The 20906-nt window shown below is 65.1% G+C and carries 20 protein-coding genes; 13 read left to right on the top strand and 7 right to left on the bottom strand.

The features are described 5' to 3' along the window. Positions 1-416 precede the first annotated feature (416 nt). The 10 genes from QB898_RS11405 to QB898_RS11360 all read left to right on the top strand — a co-directional run bounded on the left by QB898_RS11405 (position 417) and on the right by QB898_RS11360 (position 8576). Positions 417-1460, top strand: a complete 1044-nt coding sequence (locus QB898_RS11405) for a type IV pilus twitching motility protein PilT (protein ID WP_279525051.1) — start codon at positions 417-419, stop codon at positions 1458-1460. 47 nt (positions 1461-1507) lie between these two features. Next, the gene (locus QB898_RS11400) at positions 1508-2644 is read left to right on the top strand and encodes a PilT/PilU family type 4a pilus ATPase (RefSeq protein ID WP_050714831.1); all 1137 of its coding nucleotides are present in this window, start codon (positions 1508-1510) and stop codon (positions 2642-2644) included. A gap of 338 nt (positions 2645-2982) precedes the next feature. Further along, positions 2983-3585 carry a YqgE/AlgH family protein gene (locus QB898_RS11395; RefSeq protein ID WP_279525050.1) on the top strand — a complete coding sequence of 201 codons (603 nt, stop codon included), beginning with the start codon at positions 2983-2985 and terminating at the stop codon, positions 3583-3585. Beyond that, on the top strand, positions 3582-4010 hold the full coding sequence (gene ruvX, locus QB898_RS11390) for a Holliday junction resolvase RuvX (protein WP_050714833.1): 429 nt from the start codon (positions 3582-3584) through the stop codon (positions 4008-4010). Before QB898_RS11395 ends, ruvX begins: the two co-directional genes overlap by 4 nt. Further along, complete coding sequence (gene pyrR / locus QB898_RS11385; protein WP_279525049.1) at positions 4007-4507, top strand: bifunctional pyr operon transcriptional regulator/uracil phosphoribosyltransferase PyrR; 501 nt, start codon at positions 4007-4009, stop codon at positions 4505-4507. The genes ruvX and pyrR overlap by 4 nt, the downstream gene beginning before the upstream one ends. A 46-nt stretch (positions 4508-4553) precedes the next feature. Beyond that, positions 4554-5516, top strand: coding sequence for an aspartate carbamoyltransferase catalytic subunit (locus QB898_RS11380; protein ID WP_050714835.1), 963 nt, complete (start codon positions 4554-4556; stop codon positions 5514-5516). Positions 5517-5577: 61 nt separating this feature from the next. Continuing rightward, complete coding sequence (locus QB898_RS11375; protein ID WP_279525048.1) at positions 5578-6891, top strand: dihydroorotase; 1314 nt, start codon at positions 5578-5580, stop codon at positions 6889-6891. 438 nt (positions 6892-7329) lie between these two features. Next, on the top strand, positions 7330-7563 hold the full coding sequence (locus QB898_RS11370; RefSeq protein ID WP_279525047.1) for a pesticin C-terminus-like muramidase: 234 nt from the start codon (positions 7330-7332) through the stop codon (positions 7561-7563). Further along, the gene (locus tag QB898_RS11365; protein ID WP_279525046.1) at positions 7560-7901 is read left to right on the top strand and encodes a lysozyme family protein; all 342 of its coding nucleotides are present in this window, start codon (positions 7560-7562) and stop codon (positions 7899-7901) included. Before QB898_RS11370 ends, QB898_RS11365 begins: the two co-directional genes overlap by 4 nt. After that, on the top strand, positions 7902-8576 hold the full coding sequence (locus QB898_RS11360; RefSeq protein WP_279525045.1) for a hypothetical protein: 675 nt from the start codon (positions 7902-7904) through the stop codon (positions 8574-8576). Between the two features lie 275 nt (positions 8577-8851). Here QB898_RS11360 and QB898_RS11355 read toward each other — a convergent pair whose 3' ends face one another. Further along, positions 8852-11050, bottom strand: a complete 2199-nt coding sequence (locus QB898_RS11355; RefSeq protein WP_279525044.1) for a TonB-dependent receptor — start codon at positions 11048-11050, stop codon at positions 8852-8854. A 251-nt stretch (positions 11051-11301) separates the two neighbouring features. Here QB898_RS11355 and QB898_RS11350 point away from each other — a divergent pair, with 251 nt between their 5' ends. After that, the gene (locus QB898_RS11350) at positions 11302-11973 is read left to right on the top strand and encodes a TetR/AcrR family transcriptional regulator (protein ID WP_279525043.1); all 672 of its coding nucleotides are present in this window, start codon (positions 11302-11304) and stop codon (positions 11971-11973) included. Between the two features lie 18 nt (positions 11974-11991). Here the strand turns inward: QB898_RS11350 and lspA are convergent, their stop codons facing one another. The 5 genes from lspA to QB898_RS11325 all read right to left on the bottom strand — a co-directional run bounded on the left by lspA (position 11992) and on the right by QB898_RS11325 (position 18570). Then, positions 11992-12501 (bottom strand): signal peptidase II, encoded by a 510-nt coding sequence (gene lspA / locus QB898_RS11345; RefSeq protein ID WP_279525042.1) that lies wholly within the window; start codon positions 12499-12501, stop codon positions 11992-11994. Beyond that, a complete protein-coding gene (locus tag QB898_RS11340) occupies positions 12498-13208 on the bottom strand; it encodes a DUF3800 domain-containing protein (RefSeq protein WP_279525041.1) in 711 nt (236 codons plus the stop codon). Before QB898_RS11340 ends, lspA begins: the two co-directional genes overlap by 4 nt. 308 nt (positions 13209-13516) lie before the next feature. Next, positions 13517-16399 (bottom strand): isoleucine--tRNA ligase, encoded by a 2883-nt coding sequence (gene ileS / locus QB898_RS11335; protein WP_279525040.1) that lies wholly within the window; start codon positions 16397-16399, stop codon positions 13517-13519. A 162-nt stretch (positions 16400-16561) separates the two neighbouring features. After that, a complete protein-coding gene (locus tag QB898_RS11330; protein ID WP_279525039.1) occupies positions 16562-17626 on the bottom strand; it encodes a bifunctional riboflavin kinase/FAD synthetase in 1065 nt (354 codons plus the stop codon). Next, the gene (locus tag QB898_RS11325; protein ID WP_279525038.1) at positions 17623-18570 is read right to left on the bottom strand and encodes an alpha/beta fold hydrolase; all 948 of its coding nucleotides are present in this window, start codon (positions 18568-18570) and stop codon (positions 17623-17625) included. Before QB898_RS11325 ends, QB898_RS11330 begins: the two co-directional genes overlap by 4 nt. Positions 18571-18656: 86 nt before the next feature. Between QB898_RS11325 and bamE the strand changes: the two genes are divergently transcribed. Further along, positions 18657-19235 (top strand): outer membrane protein assembly factor BamE domain-containing protein, encoded by a 579-nt coding sequence (bamE, locus tag QB898_RS11320; protein ID WP_050714844.1) that lies wholly within the window; start codon positions 18657-18659, stop codon positions 19233-19235. 107 nt (positions 19236-19342) lie between these two features. On the opposite strand, the gene QB898_RS11315 is transcribed toward bamE, so the two are convergent. Further along, on the bottom strand, positions 19343-20149 hold the full coding sequence (locus QB898_RS11315) for a type III pantothenate kinase (RefSeq protein ID WP_279525037.1): 807 nt from the start codon (positions 20147-20149) through the stop codon (positions 19343-19345). A 67-nt stretch (positions 20150-20216) separates the two neighbouring features. Here QB898_RS11315 and lysM point away from each other — a divergent pair, with 67 nt between their 5' ends. Continuing rightward, entirely contained in the window at positions 20217-20702 is a 486-nt protein-coding gene (gene lysM / locus QB898_RS11310) for a peptidoglycan-binding protein LysM (RefSeq protein ID WP_050714846.1), read from the top strand. Positions 20703-20906: the final 204 nt, after the last annotated feature.

The following is a 20906-nucleotide window of genomic DNA, read 5'->3' as shown; positions in this document are numbered from 1 at the left end:
CGGGCGCTGAAAGGATTCCGGGAAGCCGCTTTCCCGCGCCAGTTTTCAGTGCCGGGCGGCGGCATCCGGGCGTCTGCGCCACGCAAGCGCCCCGCGCGCTGGCCGGGCCGGGCGCCGTTTGCTGATTCAGCTTCTTTATTCGTAGCAGCATGTCCCGGTGGAATAAGCGCAGACGGGCATTTCAGGCCCCGTTGATTTGCTCCTGTTTTTGCTTCATTCTGGCGGGCAGCACGACGCTTGAAAGCACTGCTCTGGCCTTCCGCCGCACCAGGCGGGCGCGGATCTGCCGCTGCGCGCTGCGGCTATTTGCCGACGCGCATGGTTTATGTTTGTTTCAATCGTCGTCATAATCTGCGCGGCGTATCAAACCGCAACCGCCTTGGCGCGCTTGCTTTTTTCTTCAAGGAAATCACAACGTGGACATCACCCAGCTGCTGGCCTTCAGCGTCAAGAACAAGGCCTCTGACTTGCACCTGTCTGCCGGCCTGCCGCCCATGATCCGCGTCAATGGCGACGTGCGCCGCCTCAATGTGGAGCCGCTGGAGCACAAGGAAGTGTTCGCCATGCTCTACGACATCATGAACGACACCCAGCGCAAGGTGTATGAGGAAAACTTGGAGGTGGATTTTTCGTTCGAGATTGAAGGGCTGGCGCGCTTTCGCGTGAATGCCTTCAACCAGTACCGGGGCGCGGCGGGCGTGCTGCGTACCATTCCCAGCAAGATTCTGACGCTGGAGCAGCTGAACTGCCCCAGGATTTTTGGCGACCTGGCGCTCAAGCCGCGCGGGCTGGTGCTGGTGACGGGGCCAACGGGTTCGGGCAAGTCCACCACGCTGGCGGCCATGATCAACCACCTCAACGAAACCGAATATGCCCACGTGCTGACGGTGGAAGACCCGATCGAGTTCGTGCACGAATCGAAAAAGTGCCTGATCAACCAGCGTGAAGTCGGCCCCATGACGCACAGCTTCGCCAATGCCCTGCGCTCGGCGCTGCGTGAAGACCCGGACGCCATTCTCGTGGGCGAAATGCGCGACTTGGAAACCATCCGCCTGGCCATGACCGCTGCCGAAACGGGCCACCTGGTGTTCGGCACGCTGCACACTTCCAGCGCCGCCAAGACCATCGACCGCATCATTGACGTGTTTCCGGCCGAAGAAAAGGAAATGGTGCGCGCCATGCTCTCCGAGTCGCTTCAGGCCGTGATTTCGCAGACGCTGTGCAAGAACAAGGACGGCTCCGGCCGCGTGGCCGCGCATGAAATCATGATTGGCACGCCCGCCATCCGCAACCTGATCCGCGAGGCCAAGGTGGCGCAGATGTACTCGGCCATCCAGACCGGGCAGTCGCTGGGCATGCAGACGCTGGACCAGAACCTCACCGAGCTGGTGCGCCGCAACGTCATCAGCGCGGCCGAGGCGCGCTCCAAGGCCAAGATTCCTGAAAACTTCCCCGGCTGATCATCTCCGGCCGCCTTCCCGGTTCATCCACTTTCTCCCGCACGCACATGGAACGCGATCAGGCCAGCAAATTCATCAACGATTTGCTCAAACTCATGCTCACCCGCAAGGGCAGCGACTTGTTCATCACCGCCGACTTTCCGCCCGCCATCAAGGTGGACGGCAAGGTCACCAAGCTTTCGGCCCAGCCGCTCACGCCCGCGCACACGCTCACCCTCGTGCGCTCGGTCATGAGCGACAAGCAGGCCGCCGAGTTTGAAGCCACCAAGGAATGCAACTTCGCCATCTCGCCTGCGGGCATCGGGCGCTTTCGCTGCAACGCCTTCGTGCAGGCGGGCAAGGTGGGCATGGTGCTGCGGGTCATTCCGCAGGAGCTGCCCACCATCGACACGCTGGGCATGCCGCAGATCCTGAAAGACGTGGCCATGACCAAGCGCGGCCTGGCCATTCTGGTGGGCGCCACCGGCTCGGGCAAGTCCACCACGCTGGCGGCCATGGTGGACTGGCGCAACCTCAACAGCTACGGCCACATCATTACCGTGGAAGACCCGGTGGAGTTCGTGCATCCGCACAAGAACTGCATCGTCACCCAGCGTGAAGTGGGGCTGGATACCGAAGGCTGGGAAGCCGCGCTGAAAAACACCCTGCGCCAGGCGCCCGACGTCATTTTGATGGGCGAAATCCGCGACCGCGAGACGATGGAGCACGCCGTGGCCTTCGCTGAAACCGGCCACCTGTGCCTGGCCACGCTGCACGCCAACAGCTCCAACCAGGCGCTGGACCGCATCATCAACTTCTTCCCCGAAGAGCGGCGCGCCCAGCTGCTGATGGACTTGTCGCTGAACCTGCGTGCGCTCATTTCGCAGCGCCTGATTCCGCGCGAAAGCGGCAAGGGCCGCATTGCCGCCGTTGAAATCATGCTCAACACGCCGCTGATTTCCGACCTCATCTTCAAGGGCGAAGTCACTGAAATCAAGGAAATCATGAAAAAGAGCCGCGAGCTGGGCATGCAGACTTTCGACCAGTCGCTGTTCGACCTGTTTGAAGCCCACCTCATCAGCTACGAAGACGCCCTGCGCAACGCCGACTCGGCCAATGACCTGCGCCTGCAAATCAAGCTCTCCAGCCAGCGCGCCAAGACGCTTGACCTGGCCGCAGGCACCGAACACCTCGAAATCATGTAGGCCCAGCCCGCCTGCTGGCCAGCGCCGCCGCGCCCAAAGGCTGGCAGGCGCTGCGCAACGGGTCGGCGCAGGCCGCCGGGCGGCATTAAAAACAGGAGCAGATTCAAGAGGCGAAAACATCGTCCTGCGCTGGTTGCACTAGGACCTCATGCTATGGATGCAGTAGCAAATAAAGCCGGTTTTTGTGCCGCCCGCACGCGATCTGTCCGTCCGCCTGCACCTGGCGTCTTGCCGGAGAGCCTGCTTGCAATCCGGCCCTGAAAACCCGCGCCGCCAGCGCCGCAACCCCTGCTGCCGGGCAGGCCGCCAGACGGGCGCCGCGCCCTAGAATCCGCCCCATGCCCGACGACGCGCCGCAGTCTTTCAACCTCACCAACCATTTTTTGATTGCCATGCCGGGCATGGAAGACCGCTTTTTCTCGCGCAGCGTGGTCTATGTGTGCGAGCACAGCGCCAAAGGCGCGCTGGGGCTGGTGGTGAACAAGCCGGGCGATGTCACGCTTTCAGACCTGTTCGAGCAGCTGGATCTGCCCCTGCCCAGCACCGGTATGGGCGCGCGGCAGGTCTACATGGGCGGGCCGGTGCAAACCGAGCGCGGCTTCGTGCTGCACGACCCGGTGCGCGCGGATGAACTCAAGGCCGACGAAACGGCTTATTCCTCCACGCTGATCGTGCCCGGCGGGCTGGAGATGACCGTCTCGCGCGACGTGCTGGAAGCCGTTTCCCTGGGCGGCGGCCCCCGGCGGCTGATGGTGATGCTGGGCTATTCCGCATGGGATGAGGGGCAGCTCGAATCGGAGATGGCTGACAACAGCTGGCTGACGGTGCAGGCCACGCCCGACATCATTTTTGACGCGCCTGCCGAGCAGCGCTACGAGCAGGCGCTGGGCCTGCTGGGCTTGCAGGCATGGTCAATCACGCCCGGCGCAGGCCACGCATGAGCGGCGGCGCCTCTTCCCCCGTGGCGGCCTGCGCCGTTTCCTTCATGGCCTTTGATTTCGGCCTCAAGCGCACGGGCGTGGCCACGGGCAACCGCATCACCCGCAGCGCCACGCCGCAAGGCGTGATCCGCGCCGAAGGCAAGGCGCGCTGGCCGCTGGTGGCCGAGCGCATCGCCCAGTGGCAGCCCGACGCGCTGGTGGTGGGTGTGCCCTTCCACCCCGATGGCGCGCCGCATGAAAACACCGCGCGCGCGCGCCAGTTCGCGCGCCAGCTGCGCGGGCGCTTTGGCCTGCCCGTGCATGAGGTGGACGAGCGCTACAGCACCACGGAGGCGCGCGAAGAAATGCACACGATGGGCGCGAAAGACGTGGACGCGGCCAGCGCCGCCATCATCCTGGAACAGTTTTTGAGGAGCCTTCCATGACCACAAGCCTGGCACTCGATGCCGAATCGCTTTACGCCGAGCTGCGCCGCGCCGTGCAGCCGCTCATGGAGCCGCACACGCGGCTGGCGGGCGTGATCTCCGGCGGCTGGTGGCTGGCCGGGCGCCTGCATGCCGATCTGGGCCGCGAGGGCGAACCGGGCGCGGTGTCTTCCGCCCTGCACCGCGACGATTTCGCCAGCCGGGGCCTGAGCAGCAGCGGCCAGACGCGCCTGCCCTTTGAAGTGGACGGCAGCGACATCCTTTTGCTCGATGACGTGCTGCACACGGGCCGCACCATCCGCGCCGTGTTGAACGAGCTGTTTGACTATGGCCGCCCCGCCCGCGTGCGCCTGGCCGTGCTGGTCGATCGCGCCGGCCGCGAGCTGCCCGTGGCCGCTGACGCCGCTGCGGCCCGCGTGGCCCTGCCCGCCGCGCAGTCCCTGGCGCTGGCGCGCGATGAAAACGGGCGCTTCGAGCTGAACGTGCGCCGGCGCTGAACCTGACCGGCCCCCTTCCCTTCTTCCTGCACTGCCTTGCGCCGCCATGCCAAACACACCCAACCCCCAGCTCAACAAAAACGGCGAGCTGATTCACCTGCTGTCCACCGAAGGGCTGCCGCGCGAAGTCATCACGCACATTCTCGATACGGCCTCGCAGTTCGTGAGCGTGAACGACCGCGAAGTCAAGAAAGTGCCCCTGCTGCGCGGCAAAAGCGTGTTCAACCTGTTCTTTGAAAACTCCACGCGCACGCGCACCACTTTCGACATCGCGGCCACGCGCCTGTCGGCAGACGTTTACACGCTGGACATCGCGCGCTCATCCACCGCCAAGGGCGAAAGCCTGCTGGACACCATCGCCAACCTCAGCGCAATGGCCGCCGACATCTTCGTGGTGCGCCACGGCGAAAGCGGCGCGCCCTACCTGGTGGCGCAGCACGTGGCCCCGCACGTGCACGTGGTCAATGCAGGCGACGGCCGCCACGCGCACCCCACGCAGGCGCTGCTGGACATGTACACCATCCGCCACTACAAAAAAGACTTCTCCAGCCTCACGGTGGCCATCGTGGGCGACGTGCTGCACTCGCGCGTGGCGCGCTCTGACATCCACGCGCTCAAAACCCTGGGCGCGGGCGAAGTGCGCGTGGTCGGCCCCCGCACGCTCGCGCCCGCCGATTTCGCCGCAATGGGCGCGCGCGTGTTCCATGACCTGGAAGAAGGCATCCGCGACTGCGACGTCATCATCATGCTGCGCCTGCAAAACGAGCGCATGAGCGGCGCGCTGCTGCCCAGCAGCCAGGAATATTTCCGGCGCTTTGGCCTCACGCCCGAGCGGCTGCGGCGCGCCCGGCCCGACGCCATCGTGATGCACCCCGGCCCCATCAACCGGGGCGTGGAAATCGACTCCGCCGTGGTCGATGGCGGCCAAAGCGTCATCCTGCCGCAAGTGACTTTCGGCATCGCCGTGCGCATGGCGGCGCTGAGCATCGTGGCAGGCAACGCCGCCTGAAAACCTGTTCGGAAAACAGGCTCTCCGAAGCGCCCGCAACCCCCTCTTTCTTCGCAGCACCATGAAACTCCTCATCGAACAAGGCCGTGTGATTGACCCGGCCAGCGGCCGCGACGAAGTGGCCGACATCGCCATTGCCGCAGGCCGCATCGTCGCCATCGGCAAAGCGCCCGGCAGTTTCACGCCCGACCGGCGCCTGAACGCCGCCGGCTGCATCGTCGCCCCCGGCTTCATCGACCTGTGCGCGCGCCTGGGCGAGCCGGGCAACGAACACGCCCGCATGCTGGAAAGCGAAGTGGGCGCGGCCATTGCAGGCGGCGTCACCAGCCTGGTCTGCCCGCCCGACACCGACCCCGTACTCGACGAGCCGGGCCTGGTTGAAATGCTCAAGATGCGCGCCGAGCGCCTGCACCAATCGCGCGTGCTGCCGCTGGGCGCGCTCACGCGCGGCCTGGCTGGCGAGCAACTCACCGAAATGGCCGAACTGACCGAAGCCGGCTGCATCGCCTTCGGCCAGGCCGACGCCCCCCTGATCAACACGCAAGTGCTGCACCGCGCCCTGCAATACGCCAGCACCTTCGGCTACGCCGTCTGGCTGCGCCCGCAAGACGCCTGGCTGGGCGCAGGCGTGGCCGCCAGCGGCGCCATCGCCAGCCGCATGGGCCTGGCCGGCATCCCCGCCGCCGCCGAAACCATCGCCCTGCAAACCCTGCTGGAGCTGCTGCGCGCCTTCGGCGCCGGCCACGCGGGCAGCCCGCGCGTGCACATCTGCCGCCTCTCCAGCGCCAAAGGCGTGGCGCTGCTGCGCCAGGCCAAGGCCGAAGGGCTGAACATCACCGCCGACGTCAGCATCAACTCCCTGCACCTGAGCGACGAAGACCTGGGCTACTTCGACTCCGCCGCCCGCCTGCTGCCGCCGCTGCGCCAGCCGGCCGACCGCCAGGCGCTGTCCGACGCCCTGGCCGACGGCACGATCGACGCGCTCGTCTCCGACCACACCCCCGTCACCGCCGACGCCAAAACCCTGCCCTTTGCCCAGGCCCAGCCCGGCGCCGCCGGCCTGGAGCTGCTGCTGCCCCTGGCCCTGCGCTGGGGGCAAGCCCCGGGCGGCCCCGGCCTGCGGCGCGCGCTGCAAGCCATCACCAGCGGCCCGGCCCACGTGCTGGGCGCCGCCCTGGGTTCACTGCAAGCCAGCCTGGGCCGCCTCACCGAAGGCGGCATGGCCGACGTGTGCGTCTTCAACCCGCAAGCGCGCTGGCCCATCGACCCCGCCCAACTGCGCAGCCAGGGCGCAGCCACGCCCTTCGCCCGGCAAGAAGCCACAGGCCAGGTGCGCTTCGCGCTGGTCGGCGGGCAAGTGGCGTTTGAAGCCTGAAAACCCGGCCGCAAAACAGCCCGCAGACGCGACCGTGAATGCATGAAGCGAGATAAGCCGTCCGCCGCTCTGTTTTCGCTCCTTGATTCATAGCATTGGGTCCTGGTGCAAAAAGCGCAGAGAGGCATTTCGGCCCCCTCGAATTTGCTCCTTTTTTGATGCGCGTTCAGCCAAAACAAATACAACTGCCAGCATGTAGGCGCATATAAGCGCTCTACTGCCGAACGCCTGCCGCAAAGCCACGATGTGCGCTCCCGTTTCACTTGACCCAAAGTGAGTTTTTCATCACGGCGACAGGCGTTCATTTCCCATCAGCAGCCTGGCCAGACTCCGCCGATTGGGACGCCGTGCTCTACCTGGTGGCCCGCCGATCTGGTGGTTTCAAAGGACGGGGCCATTTCCATTGACAGGGCTACAGAGGAAATCAATGGCCGCAACATGCTCAAGGGCGAAAACAACCGCTCGGGCGTCACGATTGGCGTGGGCGTGGATCTGGGGCAGCAGGCCCCGGAAGCTTATAAAGACCGCCTGCGCAATTTCGGCATCAAGCAAGAGCTGATTGCCAAGCTGGAGCCTTACATGGGGCTGATCCGGGGCCAGGCCATAGAAAAGCTGAAGGAAAAACCGCTGAGCCTGAGCAAGCAGGAGGTGGGCAGGTTGTCGCGGAAATGAAAAATGAAATGCTCAAAGACCTGATCAGGGAATACAACAGGCTGACGGAGAAAATCGAAGGCCGGAGAGAATTCAAGGATCTTGCCATTCAGGAGCAGACTATTTTATTTTCGAGAAAATGGCAAGATGGCCATTTGAGAAATTACCAAGCCTCGAAAGACATCGCCCGCTCATTATCATTAGGACAGACTAGGGAAGCGCTTGGCAAGTTAAATGGTAGTAACTATCCAGGGCATGGCGACCGCATCGCCAAAGAGCATGCCTATCTTGAAGCCTGGCTTCATTGCATACATGAAGAAAAACACAAGGTAAAACCTGACGGCGACAAGGCAAAGTAAATGAAAAGAATGCTTTTGGCCACGCTGGCCCTGCTGGCATGCCAGATGCCAGTCGGCGCGAAGGAAGAGGCTTGCCTTCAGGATCGCGGCTTGCTGGAAGGAACCTTTGTTCTGGTCAAAAGCATTCCTGCTGTCTCCATTGGCGAATCAGAACTGGATGGAACTGTTTTTCTTGATGGCCAGAAAATATCAATTGCATATCATGAAGGCAGCTGTGAAAGCTGGCCATCCATTCAGTCCCGAGTGTCAAACTATGAGATGCTGTTTCACCCGCCTTTTGCGAATGAAATGTGCCGCCAACATCTATGGGAGCACTGGTGCGATAGTGAGCGGCAAAAAATTCCGCAAAAGCTGATACAGCGAAACATGAAAGTAACCGTCTATGATGCGGATGAAATTGAGTGGAAGGAGGTGACTCGCCTCCTCGGGCCGTATGGTTTCGCTCCCGGCAAGAAAAACTATATCGTGAGTTTCAGTGATGGTTCGGGGCCGTCATATGTTTTTTATTTTTCTGGCCGTGACATCCTGATTAATCTGGCCTATCTTGATAATGCAACGGGCGGGAAATCGCGCTTCACTGATATCGTCCAGATTTTCAGAAGAACCAGCTCCACGGTCAAAACCTGGGATGGCGATTTCCGCGTTCCGGCCGCAAAGAAACCGTCTGGGCGGTGAGCCGGGGCCGTGAAAGCGCGGACCGGAGCGGGGCGCAAGGCGCAGCCGGGTCTTGCGGCCCGGCGAGGATTGGCAAACGCCGCAGGGCGCCCGGTTCTGCGTTTTTCGCATCACGGACAGATTGCGAACAGGCTCCGGGAATGGCTCTTTGCCCTGAAGCATGCATCCAAAACAGGAGCGAATTCGAGCACGTCAAAATGCCAGTCCGCGCACGTTCCACTAGGACCTCATGCTATGGATAGAGGAGCTAAAGCTCCTGCTGCATTCAGTCCTGTTCAGAAATCCATCGTTGCCGAAAGCCGCAGCGTGCGCGGCTCGCCCATGGCCAGGCTGGCGAAGTAGGGCTTGGTCCAGTAGGCGCGGTTGGCCGCGTTGGCCAGCGTGGCGCGCAGGGTGAGCGGGCGGCCCGCCACGCGCGTGGCGTAGTGCGCGCCCAGGTCGATGACGGCGCGGCCGGGGATGGACAGCGCGTTGTCCGCGCTGAGGTATTGCCGCGATGCGGCGGCGGCATGGGCCGTGAGCGTCAGGCCCTGCGCGGCGGGCCAGGCCGTGCCCGCGTCCCATTCCACGCCCAGCTTGGCCTGCCACCTGGGCACACCCGTGGCCTGGCGGCCTTCGTGGGCGGCCTGGGCGGCGTGAATCACCTTGGCTTGCGTCCAGGCCAGGCCGCCCATCAGGCGCAGGCCGGGCCGGGCTTGCCCGAAAAAGCCCCATTCCGCGCCCCGGTTGCGCTGCATGCCGCCGAATGAGAAGAAGTTGGTGAGCAAGTCGGTGTAGCTGCCGGGCCGCCTGATTTCAAACACGCTGAAGGTGTGCGCGAATTCGCCCAGGTCGAGCTTGAGGCCCGCTTCTTTCTGCCGCGTTTTGAAGGGCGGGAAGGCCTGGCCCGCGTTGGCGGCGGTGGCGGGCGCGATGGCCCCTTGGCTCAAGCCCTCTGCGTAGTTGGCGTAGAGCGACAGGCGGCTGCCGGCCTTGTAGAGAATGGCGACAGAGGGCGTGGTGGCGCTTTGGCTGTAGCGCGCGCCCAGCTGCGCGCCGCTTGCGCCGCTGAAGGTGGCGCTTTTTACCTGCTGGCGGCGCGCGCCCAGCGTGATTTGCAGGCGCTCTTGCATGAAGGAGAGCGTGTCGGCCGCGCCGATGCTGGACAGGCGCGTGTCGGTGCGGGTGATGGCCGGGGCGGGGCTGGGCAGCGCCACTTGCGGCTCCCACGCGGGGTGGTAGAGGCTGGTGGTCCAGCCGCCGGGCAGCAGGCCCATGGCGCCGTTGAGGCGGTAGTTTTCGCTGTAGTGCGTGAGCTGGAGCGCGAGCTGGTGGCCCACGGCGCCCGTGTGCAGCCGGCCTTTGAGGCCCGCTTCGGCGGAGCGCCTTCGGGCCGTGTCGGCCACGCCGCCGAAGTTCAGGCGCATGTCGCCCGCTGCGTTGATGACTTGCCCGATGCCCATGAGCGTGTCAAACGCCGTGTGGCTGGCGCCCGCTGCGGCCCAGGCCGTCAGGTTTTGGCCCCAATCGAACTCGCCGCGCAGCATGGCCCCTTTGTCCACGCTGTCGTAATAGGCCCAGGGCGGGTTCCATGACACATCGGGCCGGGGCGGCGCGGGCACGGCCAGGCCGGGCGCAAGCGTCAGCCCGCGTGTCATGCCCTTGACGCGGTCTTGCGTGCGGTACAGGTCGGCCGAGACGCGGGCGCGCCCGCCCGCGCCGCGCCAGTCCAGCCCCAGCGAGGCCAGCGTGGCTTTCTTGCGCTGCGTGTTCACGGCGGTTTCGCCGTTGCGCCAAACGCCGTTGAAGCGCACGCCGAACTGCTGCTGTTCGCCCAGGCGGCGGCCCACATCCACATGGCTGCCGAAGTGGCTGTCCGACTGGTAAATGGCCTTGACGCGCGCCAGCGGCTCGCTGCCCGCACGCTTCGGAACCAGATTGACCGCGCCGCCCGTGGTGCCCTTGGGCGGCATGCCGTTGAGCAGGGCCGATGGCCCCTTGAGCACTTCCACGCGCTCCAGCATCTCGGGCGCGTTGCGGAAGTAGGCGGCCATGCCCGGCAGGCCGTTGAGCATCACGTCGGCCACGAGCGAAGGCAGGCCGCGAATCGTGTAGCTCTCGTTGCTCTCGCCCGGAGCGCCGCTGGCAAACACCGCCGGATCATTGCGGGCGATGACTTCGCTCACGTCGCCCGCCTGGCTGTCTTCCATGAAGCTTTCGGTGTAGGCAATGGTGGAAAACGGCGTTTCCATGAAGTCTTTGCCGCCCAGCAGGCCCAGGCGGGCGCGCGTGGCCACGTGGCCGCCCGCGTAGACGGGCGCAGCGGCGGTTTCCTGCACTTTCACCTCGGGCAGCGTGGCGGGCTGCTTCGCGTTCTCTGCTGGCGCTGTTTGTGCTGTTTGCGCCGTCTGCGCCGATGCGGCCGCCGCCGCCAGCGCCAGTGCGGACAGCAGCGCCCTTTTGCCCCGCGTCGAGTTGGAATGGAATGGCTTCATGTGATGCTCCTGCAACGTGAACGAAAGCAGCCCGTCAGGGCTGCGGACTGATTTAGTTGCATCATATTAAACTAATTCGCATGTGAAGCCTGATCTCGCTCCTTTATCCATAGCGTGATGTCTTGGTGAAATCTGCGCGAAAGCTGTTTTTCGCTGCCTGAATTCGCTCCTTTTTTCGAGGCGTCTCAAGCTGCCGTGGACAATCCGCCCCGCCATGCCGCAGCGGCATGGCCCAGCAAAGAAGGCATTCCATGAGCAACGAGCCGCCAGCCCCCGCGCGGGGCCGCCCCCGCACCCTGACCCGCGAACGCATTGCCGAAGCCGGCATGCAAATCGGCCTGCCCGCCCTCACCTTCACCGGCGTGGCCAGCGCGCTGGGCGTGAGCCACGTGGCGCTTTACAAGCACGTGCCGAATCTGGAAGAACTCAAGCGCCTGGTGGCCGCCGAAATTTTTGAGCGCTGGCAAATGCCCCCGCTGCCGCAAGAGGGCGCAGAAGGCGGCGGCGCAGACGGCGAAAAGGGCGAAAGCGGCAAGGGCAGAGGCGATCTGGAGACTTACCTGCTGGCCTTCACCCATTCACTGCGTGAACTGGCCCGGGCGTATCCGGGGCTGGCGCCCTGGCTCATCCGCCGCGCCGCCGCCATGCCCGCCATGACGGCGCGCATTGACGAACACCACGCCCAGGTGGCGCGCGCTTTCGGCATCTCCAAGGAAGACGCGCGCCAGACGCTGGCGATGGTGGCCTTTCACTGCATCGCCGTGGCCGACACCGTCTGCGCCACGCCCGAAGCGCCGCACGCCAGCGAGCAGGAAAACAGCGCGGACAGGGCCGAGATCGAAGCCGATTTCGAGCGCGGCATGCGCGCGCTCATTGCCGGCGCGCTGCTGCGGCTGGGCCGCACTGCCGCGCCGCCAGATTGAACTGGCCCGCCGCCCGCGCTACTTGCGCCCCCGCAGCACGCGCAGCAGCTCATCGAGCAGCAGGCCCGCCACGCCAGCGGTGATGGCCATGTCGGCCACGTTGAAGGCCGGAAAGTGGCCGTGGTGGAACAGGCCGTTCAGAAAACGCCAGTGAAAGTCCAGAAAGTCCACCACGTAGCCGTGGACCACGCGGTCAATCACGTTGCCAATGGCCCCGCCCAGAATCATGCTGAGCGAAAAGGCAAACAGGCGCTGCCCGCCATGCCCGCGCAGCAGGGCCACGATGAACAGCGCCGCCGCCGCCCCCAGCCCGGTGAACAGCCAGCGCTGCCAGCCGCCCGCCTGCGCCAGAAAGGAAAAGGCCGCGCCCGTGTTGTGTGCGCGCACGACGTTGAAAAAGCTGGTGACGGGCGTGACATCGCCCAGCCGGTAATGGCCCACGATGAGCCATTTGGTGAACTGGTCCAGCACGATGACAAGCGCGGCCAGCAGGAGCCAGAAGGCCAGGGAGGTTGATTCGTTTTTCAAGGCAGTGTGTACAGGCCGTGTTCACGCAGCCCGTCAGAGTCAAAGCAGCGGCTGATGGCCCGGAAATAAAGCGGGTTCTGGTGAGCGAAGTGCTGATAGACAGCGTAGGCCACCAGATCCGCCAGCTGAATGAGGCGCGAGCTGGCCGAGTCCAGAAAGACAGGGACTTCCGCGTAGTTGCGGGTGCGCCCCCACTGGTGGCCGCTGTATTTGAATTCGCGCGCGATGGATTGGATGGTGAGTTCGTTGCTGGCCTTGTCAAACAGAATGAGGCCGCGCTGCGCGGGCTGCTTGCGGATGGCCGCCTTGCGGTTCAGGCGCGTGAGCATCTGGTCAAAGCGGGCGCTGATTTGCTCGAAGGCCAAGTCAATGGGCTGTTTGCCGGCGGGCGTTTTTTCGCGCTGGATGACGGCGGCAAACAGGCGCACGCCGTATCCGTGGCGCTGGCTGATGGCGGCATGCAACGCGTCGGCAATGGCCTGCTCTCTCCGTGCGCGTTCCACGCGCCGCCAGCGGCCATTGCCCTTGTGCATGGGATTGCCGTGCAATTCCACCGCGTGAGGCTCATCGGCGCTGAAACGCGCGGCGATGTCATTGAGGTCCTGCTCGATCCAGTGGACCTGCCGCTCTGGCACGCTGACGCCTGCCAGCACGAACCAGGGCAGGCGCGGGTCGTTGCCCGATTCGTCCAGGTACAACAGATACATGCGGGAGTGGGATACGAAAGCGGGCCGCTGCATGGCGGCCCGCAAAAAAAGAAGGGGCAGGCGGGCTGAATCCCGACGCCCCGCAGAAAAGGCGGTGCTCCTGACCCTGAAGGGCGCTGATTCTACCGGCCCCGTTGAACGCCATGCCGCTGAAAGAGCCGGAAGATTGAATAAAGCATTTCAGCTCCTTCTTTCATAGCAAGATGTCCTAGTGAAACAGGCGTAAACGCCATTTTCGAGGCCCTGAATTTGCTCCTGTTTCCAAAGTGACGGTAGCGAATTGCGAAGCGCCGCACTGCCGGAGCGCTTCAGACAAAGGCGCGCTGCTCTTGCCGTGCGCTTTCGCCGCTGATGTTGCCGGCGCAGCGCTGGCAGATGGCTTGCGTTGGGCTGACTTCAGGCCCGTAGTGCCAGCAGCGCTCGCATTTGGCGTGGGCGCTGGGGCGCACTTGCACGCCCAGGGCGCTGCCGGGCTGCAATTGCGCTTTGGAGGTGATGAAGACAAAGGGCAGCTCCGCGCCCAGGCTGGCGAGCAGGGCGTGGTCTTCGGGCGTGGCGGTGACGGCGATTTCGGCTTGCAGGGAAGCGCCGATTTGCCCGGCTTCGCGCAGGGATTCGATTTCCTTGTTGGCCACGTCGCGGATTTCGCGCAGGCGCTGCCATTTGGCCAGCAGGGCGTCGTCGCCCGCAGGCAGGTTGTGGAAGGTTTCAAAGAAGATGGATTGGCCGGTTTTGCCGATGAAGGGCCAGGCTTCTTCGGCGGTGAAGCTCAAAAAGGGCGCCATCCAGCGCAGCATGGCCTGGGTGATGTGCCATAGCGCCGTTTGCGCGCTGCGGCGGGCGTGGCCCGTGGCGGCGGTGGTGTAGAGGCGGTCTTTGAGGATGTCGAGATAAAAGCCGCCCAGGTCTTCGGAGCAAAAGAGCTGGAGCTTGGCGACGACGGGGTGGAATTCATACACGCGAAAGTGCTGGATGAATTCGGCTTGCAGCGCGGCCGCGCGCGTGAGCGCCCAGCGGTCGATTTCGGTCAGCTGCTCAAATGGCACGGCGTCTTTTTCCGCGTCAAAGTCGCTGACGTTGGCCAGCAAAAAGCGCAGGGTGTTGCGGATGCGGCGGTAGCCGTCGATCACGCGGGCCATGATTTTGTCGTCGCCCGCGATGTCGCCGGAGTAGTCGCTGGCAGCGACCCAGAGGCGGATGATTTCTGCGCCCCACTTTTTGAAGGCTTGCTGCAAGTCGATGCCGTTGCCCAGCGATTTGCTCATCTTGCGGCCCTGGCTGTCTACCGTGAAGCCGTGGGTGAGCAGGCCGCGATAGGGCGCGCGGCCATGAATGGCGCAGGAAAGCAGCAGCGAGGAGTGAAACCAGCCCCGGTGCTGGTCGTGCCCTTCCAGGTAGAGGTCGGCTTCGGGGCCGCTGTCGTGCGCCAGCGCCTGGTGCGAGCCGCGCAGCACGTGCCAGAAGGTGGAGCCGGAGTCAAACCACACTTCCAGGATGTCTGTGCTTTTGACGTAGTGCGGCGCATCTTGCGGGCCGAGGATGTCTTCGGCGCTGGCGCGGCTCCAGGCTTCGACGCCGCCTTTTTCAATCATGTCGGCGGCCTGGTCGATGATTTGCATGGTGCGCGGGTGCAGCTCGCCCGTTTCCTTGTGCAGGAAAAAGGGAATGGGCACGCCCCAGGCGCGCTGGCGGCTGATGACCCAGTCGGGCCGACCCGCAATCATGTCGCGCAGACGGGCGCGCCCGTTTTCGGGGTAGAAGCTGGTGTGGTCGATGGCTTCCAGCGCAAGCTGGCGCAGGGTTTTTGGGGCCTTGTCTTTGGTGAAGACGCCTTCGCCTTCGTCCATGCGGATGAACCATTGCGCGGCGGCGCGGTAGATGACGGGCGTTTTGTGCCGCCAGCAGTGCGGGTAGCTGTGTTGCAGCGGGCTGGAGGCCAGCAGGCGGCCGGCCTGGTTCAGCGCCTCGACGATGACGGGGCAGGCTTTCCAGATATTGAGGCCGCCGAACAGGGGCAGCTCGTCCGCGTAGCTGCCGTGCGGCTGCACGGGGTTGAGGATGTCGTCCGTGCGCATGCCGTGGGCCATGCAGGACTGGTAGTCGTCCACGCCGTAGGCGGGCGCGGAGTGGACGATGCCGGTGCCGTCGCTGTCGCTAACGTAGTCGGCCAGATACACGGGCGACAGGCGCCGGTAGCTGTAGGGGCCGCTGCCGGCGTCGGCCGCGTCATGCAGCGGGTGGCGGAAGGCCAGCCCGGCCAGCGCCTGGCCTTTGGCGGTGGCGATGATGTCGCCCTTCAGGCCGTAGCGCTCCAGCGCCTGCTCTACCAGCTTGCGGCCCAGCAGGAGCACGCCGCGCGGGGTGCTGACGAGCGCGTATTCCAGATCGGGGTTGGCGTTGAGCGCCTGGTTGGCGGGCAGCGTCCAGGCCGTGGTGGTCCAGATGACGGCGTAGGCGGAGCCGGGCAGGCTGCCCAGGCCAAAGGCGGCGGCCAGCGCCTGCGGGTTGTCGGCCTCAAAGGCCACATCCAGCGTGCCGCTTTGCTTGTCCTGGTATTCGATTTCAAACTCGGCCAGCGAAGACGCGCAGTCAAAGCACCAATACACGGGCTTGAGGCCGCGATAGACAAAGCCGCGCTCGATCACGCGCTTGAAGGCGCGCAGCTCGTCGGCTTCGTTGCCGAAGTTCATGGTCAGGTAGGGGTTGTCCCAGTCGCCCAGCACGCCCAGGCGCTTGAAGTCCTGCTTTTGCTGGGCGATTTGCGCCGTGGCGTAAGCGCGGCTTTGGGCCTGCATTTCGTCGCGGCCCAGCTTGCGGCCAAACTTTTTTTCCACCGCGTTTTCAATGGGCAGGCCGTGGCAGTCCCAGCCGGGCACGTATTGCGCGTCAAAGCCATCGAGCATGCGCGCCTTGTTGATCATGTCTTTCAAAATCTTGTTGACGGCATGGCCCATGTGAAGCTGGCCGTTGGCGTAGGGCGGGCCGTCGTGCAGCACGAATTTGGGGTGGCCGCAGCGCGCGGCGCGCAAGCGCTGGTACAGGCCGCCGCTTTTTTCGCTGCCTTCCCAGCTGGCAATCCAGCCCGGCTCGCGTTTGGGCAGTTCGCCCCGCATGGGAAAAGGCGTGTCGGGCAGGTTCAGGGTGTCGCGGTAGCTCTTGGCTTGGCTTGCTTGCTTGCTGTCGTTGCTCATGGTGGAGTGGGTCAGGTTTTTTCCGGCCTGAAAGGGCCGCCAGCGCCCGCCGCACAAGCGCGGGCAGCTATCAAAAAATGAGTGAAAAGGGGAAACGGATGGGGGAGAGAAGCGGGGCGGGGCCAGTGGCAGGCCGCGTCTTCAGGACGGCCCGCCGCCCCTTCAAATTCGACCCGTGGCCGGATGGGCCGCTGCCGCTGCTGCCGCTGCTGCCGCTGGATGGCGCTCAAACCACGCGCGCGCCTGGGCGCCATCGCGCGCGATGCCTTCGGCCAGCGCCGCCAGGCTGTGATAGCGCTTTTCTTCGTGCAGTTTCCAGATGAGTTCCACGCAAATAATCTTACCGTAGCCCCCCTCGGGGCCGAGGCTGGCAGGCCAGTCAAACACATGCGTTTCCAGCAGCACGCGGCCGCCGTTGATGTCGTGCGCATCCAGCGAAGGGCGCACGCCCAGATTGGCCACGCCCGGCAGCGGCGCGCTGCCCAGCCCCGATACCCGCACGGCAAAAATGCCGCTGGCCGCCGGCTGCCAGGCACAGGCGCGGCGCGAAAAGCGCAGGTTCAGCGTGCGAAAGCCGTCTTGCCGCCCTGGCGCGCTCTCGGCCAGCGCGCGCCCCAGCTTGCGGCCATGCACCACATGCCCGCTGATGGCGTAGGGCCGCCCCAGCAGGCTGGCGGCGGCGGCCATGTCGCCCGCCGCCAGCGCCTCGCGCACGGCAGTGGATGACACGCGCTGCCCCTGCACTTCGTAAGAGGGCATGCGCGCCACGTCAAAACCGCGCCGCGCGCCCGCCGCTTGCAGCAAGGCGAAGTCGCCTGCCCGCCTGGCGCCAAAGCGAAAGTCGTCGCCCACCAGCACATGGCGCGCGCCCAGGCCCTTGAGCAGCACGTCGTCAATGAAATCCTGCGCGGGCATCGCCGCCAGCGCCGCGTTGAATGGCAACACCACCGCCTGATTCACCCCGCAGCGCGCCAGCTCGGCCAGCTTGTCGCGCAAGGCGCTGATGCGCGGCGGCGCCAGATCGGGCTGCCCCGTGGCGGCGGCAAACCAGTCGCGCGGGTGCGGCTCGAAAGTCAGCACGCAACTGGGCACGCCGCGCTGCGCCGCCTCGCTGCACAGGCGCGCCAGCATGGCCTGATGGCCCCGGTGCACGCCGTCGAAATTGCCAATGGTGAGCGCGCAGCCCGGCGCAATGCCCGGATGGCGCAGCCCGCGAAAAATCTTCATAGAAAGGACTCCATCAGCCGCGCCACGGCCTGCGGCTGGTCGTGGTGCAGCATGTGGCCCGCGCCCTGCACGGCCTCAATGCGGCAATCGGGCACGCTGCGCATGCGCTCCAAGTATTCGGCCAGCGTGTACTGGCCGCGCCAGAGCAGGCCCAGGCTGTCGCGCCCCTTTTCATCCAGCGCGTGCGCGGCCAGCACGGGCGCGGTGATGGCGCGATAGGCCGCCAGCGTCTCCTCCAGCCGGAAAAGGTAAGGGCTGATGACCTTGTGCGCCGGATCGCCCAGCACGCGCCACAGGCCCTGCCCGTCCGGCTGCGCCCAATGCCCGGCCAGCCACAGCGCCTTGTCGGCGGGCAGGCGCGGATTGTTTTGCCGCAGGCGTTCGGCCACGGCGGCGGCATTGGCATAAGGCTTCAGCCCCGCCTGGCCCTGATGCAGCCGGGCCAGCTCATCCAGCCACTGCGCCATGCGCGCGGGCGCTTGCCCGGGCGCCGCAGCGGGCAGGCCGAAGCCTTCCAGATTCACTACGCGCCGCACGCGCTGCGGCCGCGCGCCCGCATACAGCATGGCAATGTGCCCGCCCAGGCTGTGGCCCGCCAGATCGACCGGCGCGCCATCCGGCGCCAGCAGCGTCAGCAGCGCGTCCAGATCGCCCAGGCAATCGGCAATCGTGTAGTGGTCCACCGGGCCGCTTTGGCGCGTCAGGCCAAAGCCGCGCCAGTCGGGTGCCACCATGCGGCGCGAGCGCGCAAAACCGTCGCTGAAGGCATCGGCCACGAACTGGAACGACGCGCCCACATCCATCCACCCGTGCAGCAGCACCAGCAGCGGCGCGTCCGCATCGCCCGGCGGCGCGCCCCATTCGCTCAAGTGCATGCTGATGTGCCGCAGCGCCACGTGGCGCGAGCGCAGCGGGCGCGAAGGGGTGTAAGCGGATGCGTTCATGGGCGGCCATTTTCCGGCATGGCCTCGCCGCGCCTGGATGGGCATGCAAAATGCGACCCGTTCACGATTTGAAACAGGAGGCCACCATGACACACCTTGCAAGCCTTTCACGCGCCGCCGCCCTGGCCTGCGCGGCGGCTTTTTGCGCTCCGGCGCAAGCCCAGCCGGTCTATAGCGGCTGGCTGTGCTGCACCATGCGGGTCAGCGGCGACTGGATCAGCGACATCAACTACACGGGCAACGGCACGCGGCTGATCCAGGCTGGCACGCCCGTGCAAATCACCGGGCATGGCCGCTACCGGGTACACATCACCATCAAGGGCGAGCCTTATCGCCTGGGCAACGACTACAGCCGCGATCTGGACGATGCCCAGTTCACCGAGCGCTACATCGTCAGAACCGATCCGGCCAAGGCGCTGGCCCGCTGGCCGCAGAAAGTGCAAGAGGCCATCCGCACAGCCCGGGTGCGCGTGGGCATGACGCGCGAGCAGGTCATCATGGCGCTGGGCTACCCGGTCAGCAGCGAAAACCCTGCTCTGGACACGGACGCCTGGCGCTACTGGCTGGGCAGCTTTGAGGAATACCAAGTGCATTTCAACGCCGCTGGCAAAGTGCGCGAAGTTTCAGGCGCGCCCGGCACGCTGGCGCGCGTGCTCATGCGCTGACGCCTGAGCGCCTATTCCGGAACGCAGGGGCCGGGCGCAGCGCCTGCGCTCTTGCCAATCAGGGCCAAATCGGCCTCAAGTCCCCGTGGAATCAGCGCGGGCAGCTATCAAAAATGAAGCAAACGGGCAGCAGCCCCGTTCGCCGCGCCCAGGCCCCGCGCCTGGGCGATGACCAGCAGGCCATCGAAGATCAGGCTTTCCACCAACTCGTAGGGGCGCGCCATGCTGGGCAGCATCTTCCAGCCTGCGCCGCCCGTCATGACGCAAGCGGGTTCTTCCCCGCAGCGCGCGCGCAGGTGCTGCGCCATGCGCTCGCAAGCGCCTGCGATGGCGTAGGTGCCGCCGCTGGTCAGCCCGTCGCTGGTGTTGGTGGGAAATTCGCACACTTCGCCCGTGGGCACGTGCAGGCCGGCCGTGCCCGATTCCAGCGCGCGCAGCATGATGCCGTGGCCCGGCAGGATCAGGCCGCCCAGAAAGCGGCCTTCGGCGTCAATGGCTTCCACCGTCACGGCCGTACCCACCATCACCAGCAAAATGGGGCGTGCCCGGCCTTCCCGGGCCAGCACATGGTGGCGCGCGCCGATCATGGCCACCCAGCGGTCAGCCCCCAGCCGCGCAGGGTAGTCATAGCCATTGATCAGGCCCGCCTCGGCGCTGCTGGCCACCACCCAGTGCGGCTCCACGCTCCAGATTTCCATCTGCTCATGCACGCGGTGGCGTATGGCCTGCCCGGCCACGATGCAGCCCAGCATGGACTGCGGCTCCGGCAGGCCCGCCCAGCCGGTGTCAGCCAGGCGGTCGATCTGCTCCAGAAATTCCACGCCGCGCGCCAGCGCCTGCGCGCCCGGGGCCGGGCGCTCATACAGCGTCCACTTCAGACGCGTGTTGCCTACATCAATGGCCAAAAAACTCATGGGCCGCAATGGTAGCGGCGCAAGGCACAATGCCCGCTTCTCTCACCCCAAGCAAAGGAGCACTGATATGGGACTGTTCAGCTTCATCAAGGACGCTGGCGAAAAACTGTTCGGCAGCAAGGAAGTCGAAGAAGCCAAGGCCGCGAACAACACAGCCACCCTGGACGATCTCAATGCCAAGGCAAGCGCCGCCATCAAAACCTACATTGAGCAGCAAAGTCTGGGCCTGACGGACCTGGCCGTCCGCTTTGACGGCGCCAGCGGCAAAGTCACCCTCACGGGCCAGGCTCCCAGCCAGGCCGCCGCAGAAAAGGCCGCCTTGGCGGCAGGCAACGTCGGCAGCGTCAGCAGCGTGGAAAACGGTTTGCAGTTCCCGCAGGAAAAGCCCTCGCAATTTCATGACGTGGTCAAGGGCGACACCCTCTCAGCCATTGCCAAGAAATACTACGGCGACGCCAGCAAATACCCGGTGATCTTCGAGGCCAACAAACCCATGCTCACCCATCCCGACAAAATCTACCCCGGCCAAAAACTGCGCATTCCGCCGCTCTAAGCGCCTGTCCTCAAAGAGAGAATTTATGGCAAACGATCGTCATGTATCCAAGTAACATGACTGACGAACAGTGGGGTGCAAAAGCGCTTTCCGGCAGGTAAACGCGCAGGCAGACCCCGGGCGCACAGCGCCCGGGACATGATCAACGCCATCTTCCATGTGCAAGCCACAGGTTGCCAGTGACTTGCGCTTCCCAAGAACTAC

This window comes from Ottowia cancrivicina, from assembly GCF_029813755.1.
Taxonomy (GTDB): Bacteria; Pseudomonadota; Gammaproteobacteria; order Burkholderiales; family Burkholderiaceae_C; genus Ottowia; species Ottowia massiliensis.
This window is presented reverse-complemented; position numbering and strand designations above follow the sequence as displayed.

Coding starts and splice junctions, on each gene's coding strand:
- QB898_RS11340 (WP_279525041.1), bottom strand. CDS start 13,208: ATGTATCTGTTGTACCTGGACGAATCGGGCAACGACCCGCGCCTGCCC.
- pyrR (WP_279525049.1), top strand. CDS start 4,007: ATGACCACAAGCCTGGCACTCGATGCCGAATCGCTTTACGCCGAGCTG.
- QB898_RS11375 (WP_279525048.1), top strand. CDS start 5,578: ATGAAACTCCTCATCGAACAAGGCCGTGTGATTGACCCGGCCAGCGGC.
- ileS (WP_279525040.1), bottom strand. CDS start 16,399: ATGAGCAACGACAGCAAGCAAGCAAGCCAAGCCAAGAGCTACCGCGAC.
- QB898_RS11355 (WP_279525044.1), bottom strand. CDS start 11,050: ATGAAGCCATTCCATTCCAACTCGACGCGGGGCAAAAGGGCGCTGCTG.
- QB898_RS11400 (WP_050714831.1), top strand. CDS start 1,508: ATGGAACGCGATCAGGCCAGCAAATTCATCAACGATTTGCTCAAACTC.
- QB898_RS11360 (WP_279525045.1), top strand. CDS start 7,902: ATGAAAAGAATGCTTTTGGCCACGCTGGCCCTGCTGGCATGCCAGATG.
- QB898_RS11315 (WP_279525037.1), bottom strand. CDS start 20,149: ATGAGTTTTTTGGCCATTGATGTAGGCAACACGCGTCTGAAGTGGACG.
- bamE (WP_050714844.1), top strand. CDS start 18,657: ATGACACACCTTGCAAGCCTTTCACGCGCCGCCGCCCTGGCCTGCGCG.
- QB898_RS11330 (WP_279525039.1), bottom strand. CDS start 17,626: ATGAAGATTTTTCGCGGGCTGCGCCATCCGGGCATTGCGCCGGGCTGC.
- QB898_RS11380 (WP_050714835.1), top strand. CDS start 4,554: ATGCCAAACACACCCAACCCCCAGCTCAACAAAAACGGCGAGCTGATT.
- QB898_RS11365 (WP_279525046.1), top strand. CDS start 7,560: ATGAAAAATGAAATGCTCAAAGACCTGATCAGGGAATACAACAGGCTG.
- lysM (WP_050714846.1), top strand. CDS start 20,217: ATGGGACTGTTCAGCTTCATCAAGGACGCTGGCGAAAAACTGTTCGGC.
- QB898_RS11370 (WP_279525047.1), top strand. CDS start 7,330: ATGCTCAAGGGCGAAAACAACCGCTCGGGCGTCACGATTGGCGTGGGC.
- ruvX (WP_050714833.1), top strand. CDS start 3,582: ATGAGCGGCGGCGCCTCTTCCCCCGTGGCGGCCTGCGCCGTTTCCTTC.
- QB898_RS11325 (WP_279525038.1), bottom strand. CDS start 18,570: ATGAACGCATCCGCTTACACCCCTTCGCGCCCGCTGCGCTCGCGCCAC.
- QB898_RS11350 (WP_279525043.1), top strand. CDS start 11,302: ATGAGCAACGAGCCGCCAGCCCCCGCGCGGGGCCGCCCCCGCACCCTG.
- QB898_RS11395 (WP_279525050.1), top strand. CDS start 2,983: ATGCCCGACGACGCGCCGCAGTCTTTCAACCTCACCAACCATTTTTTG.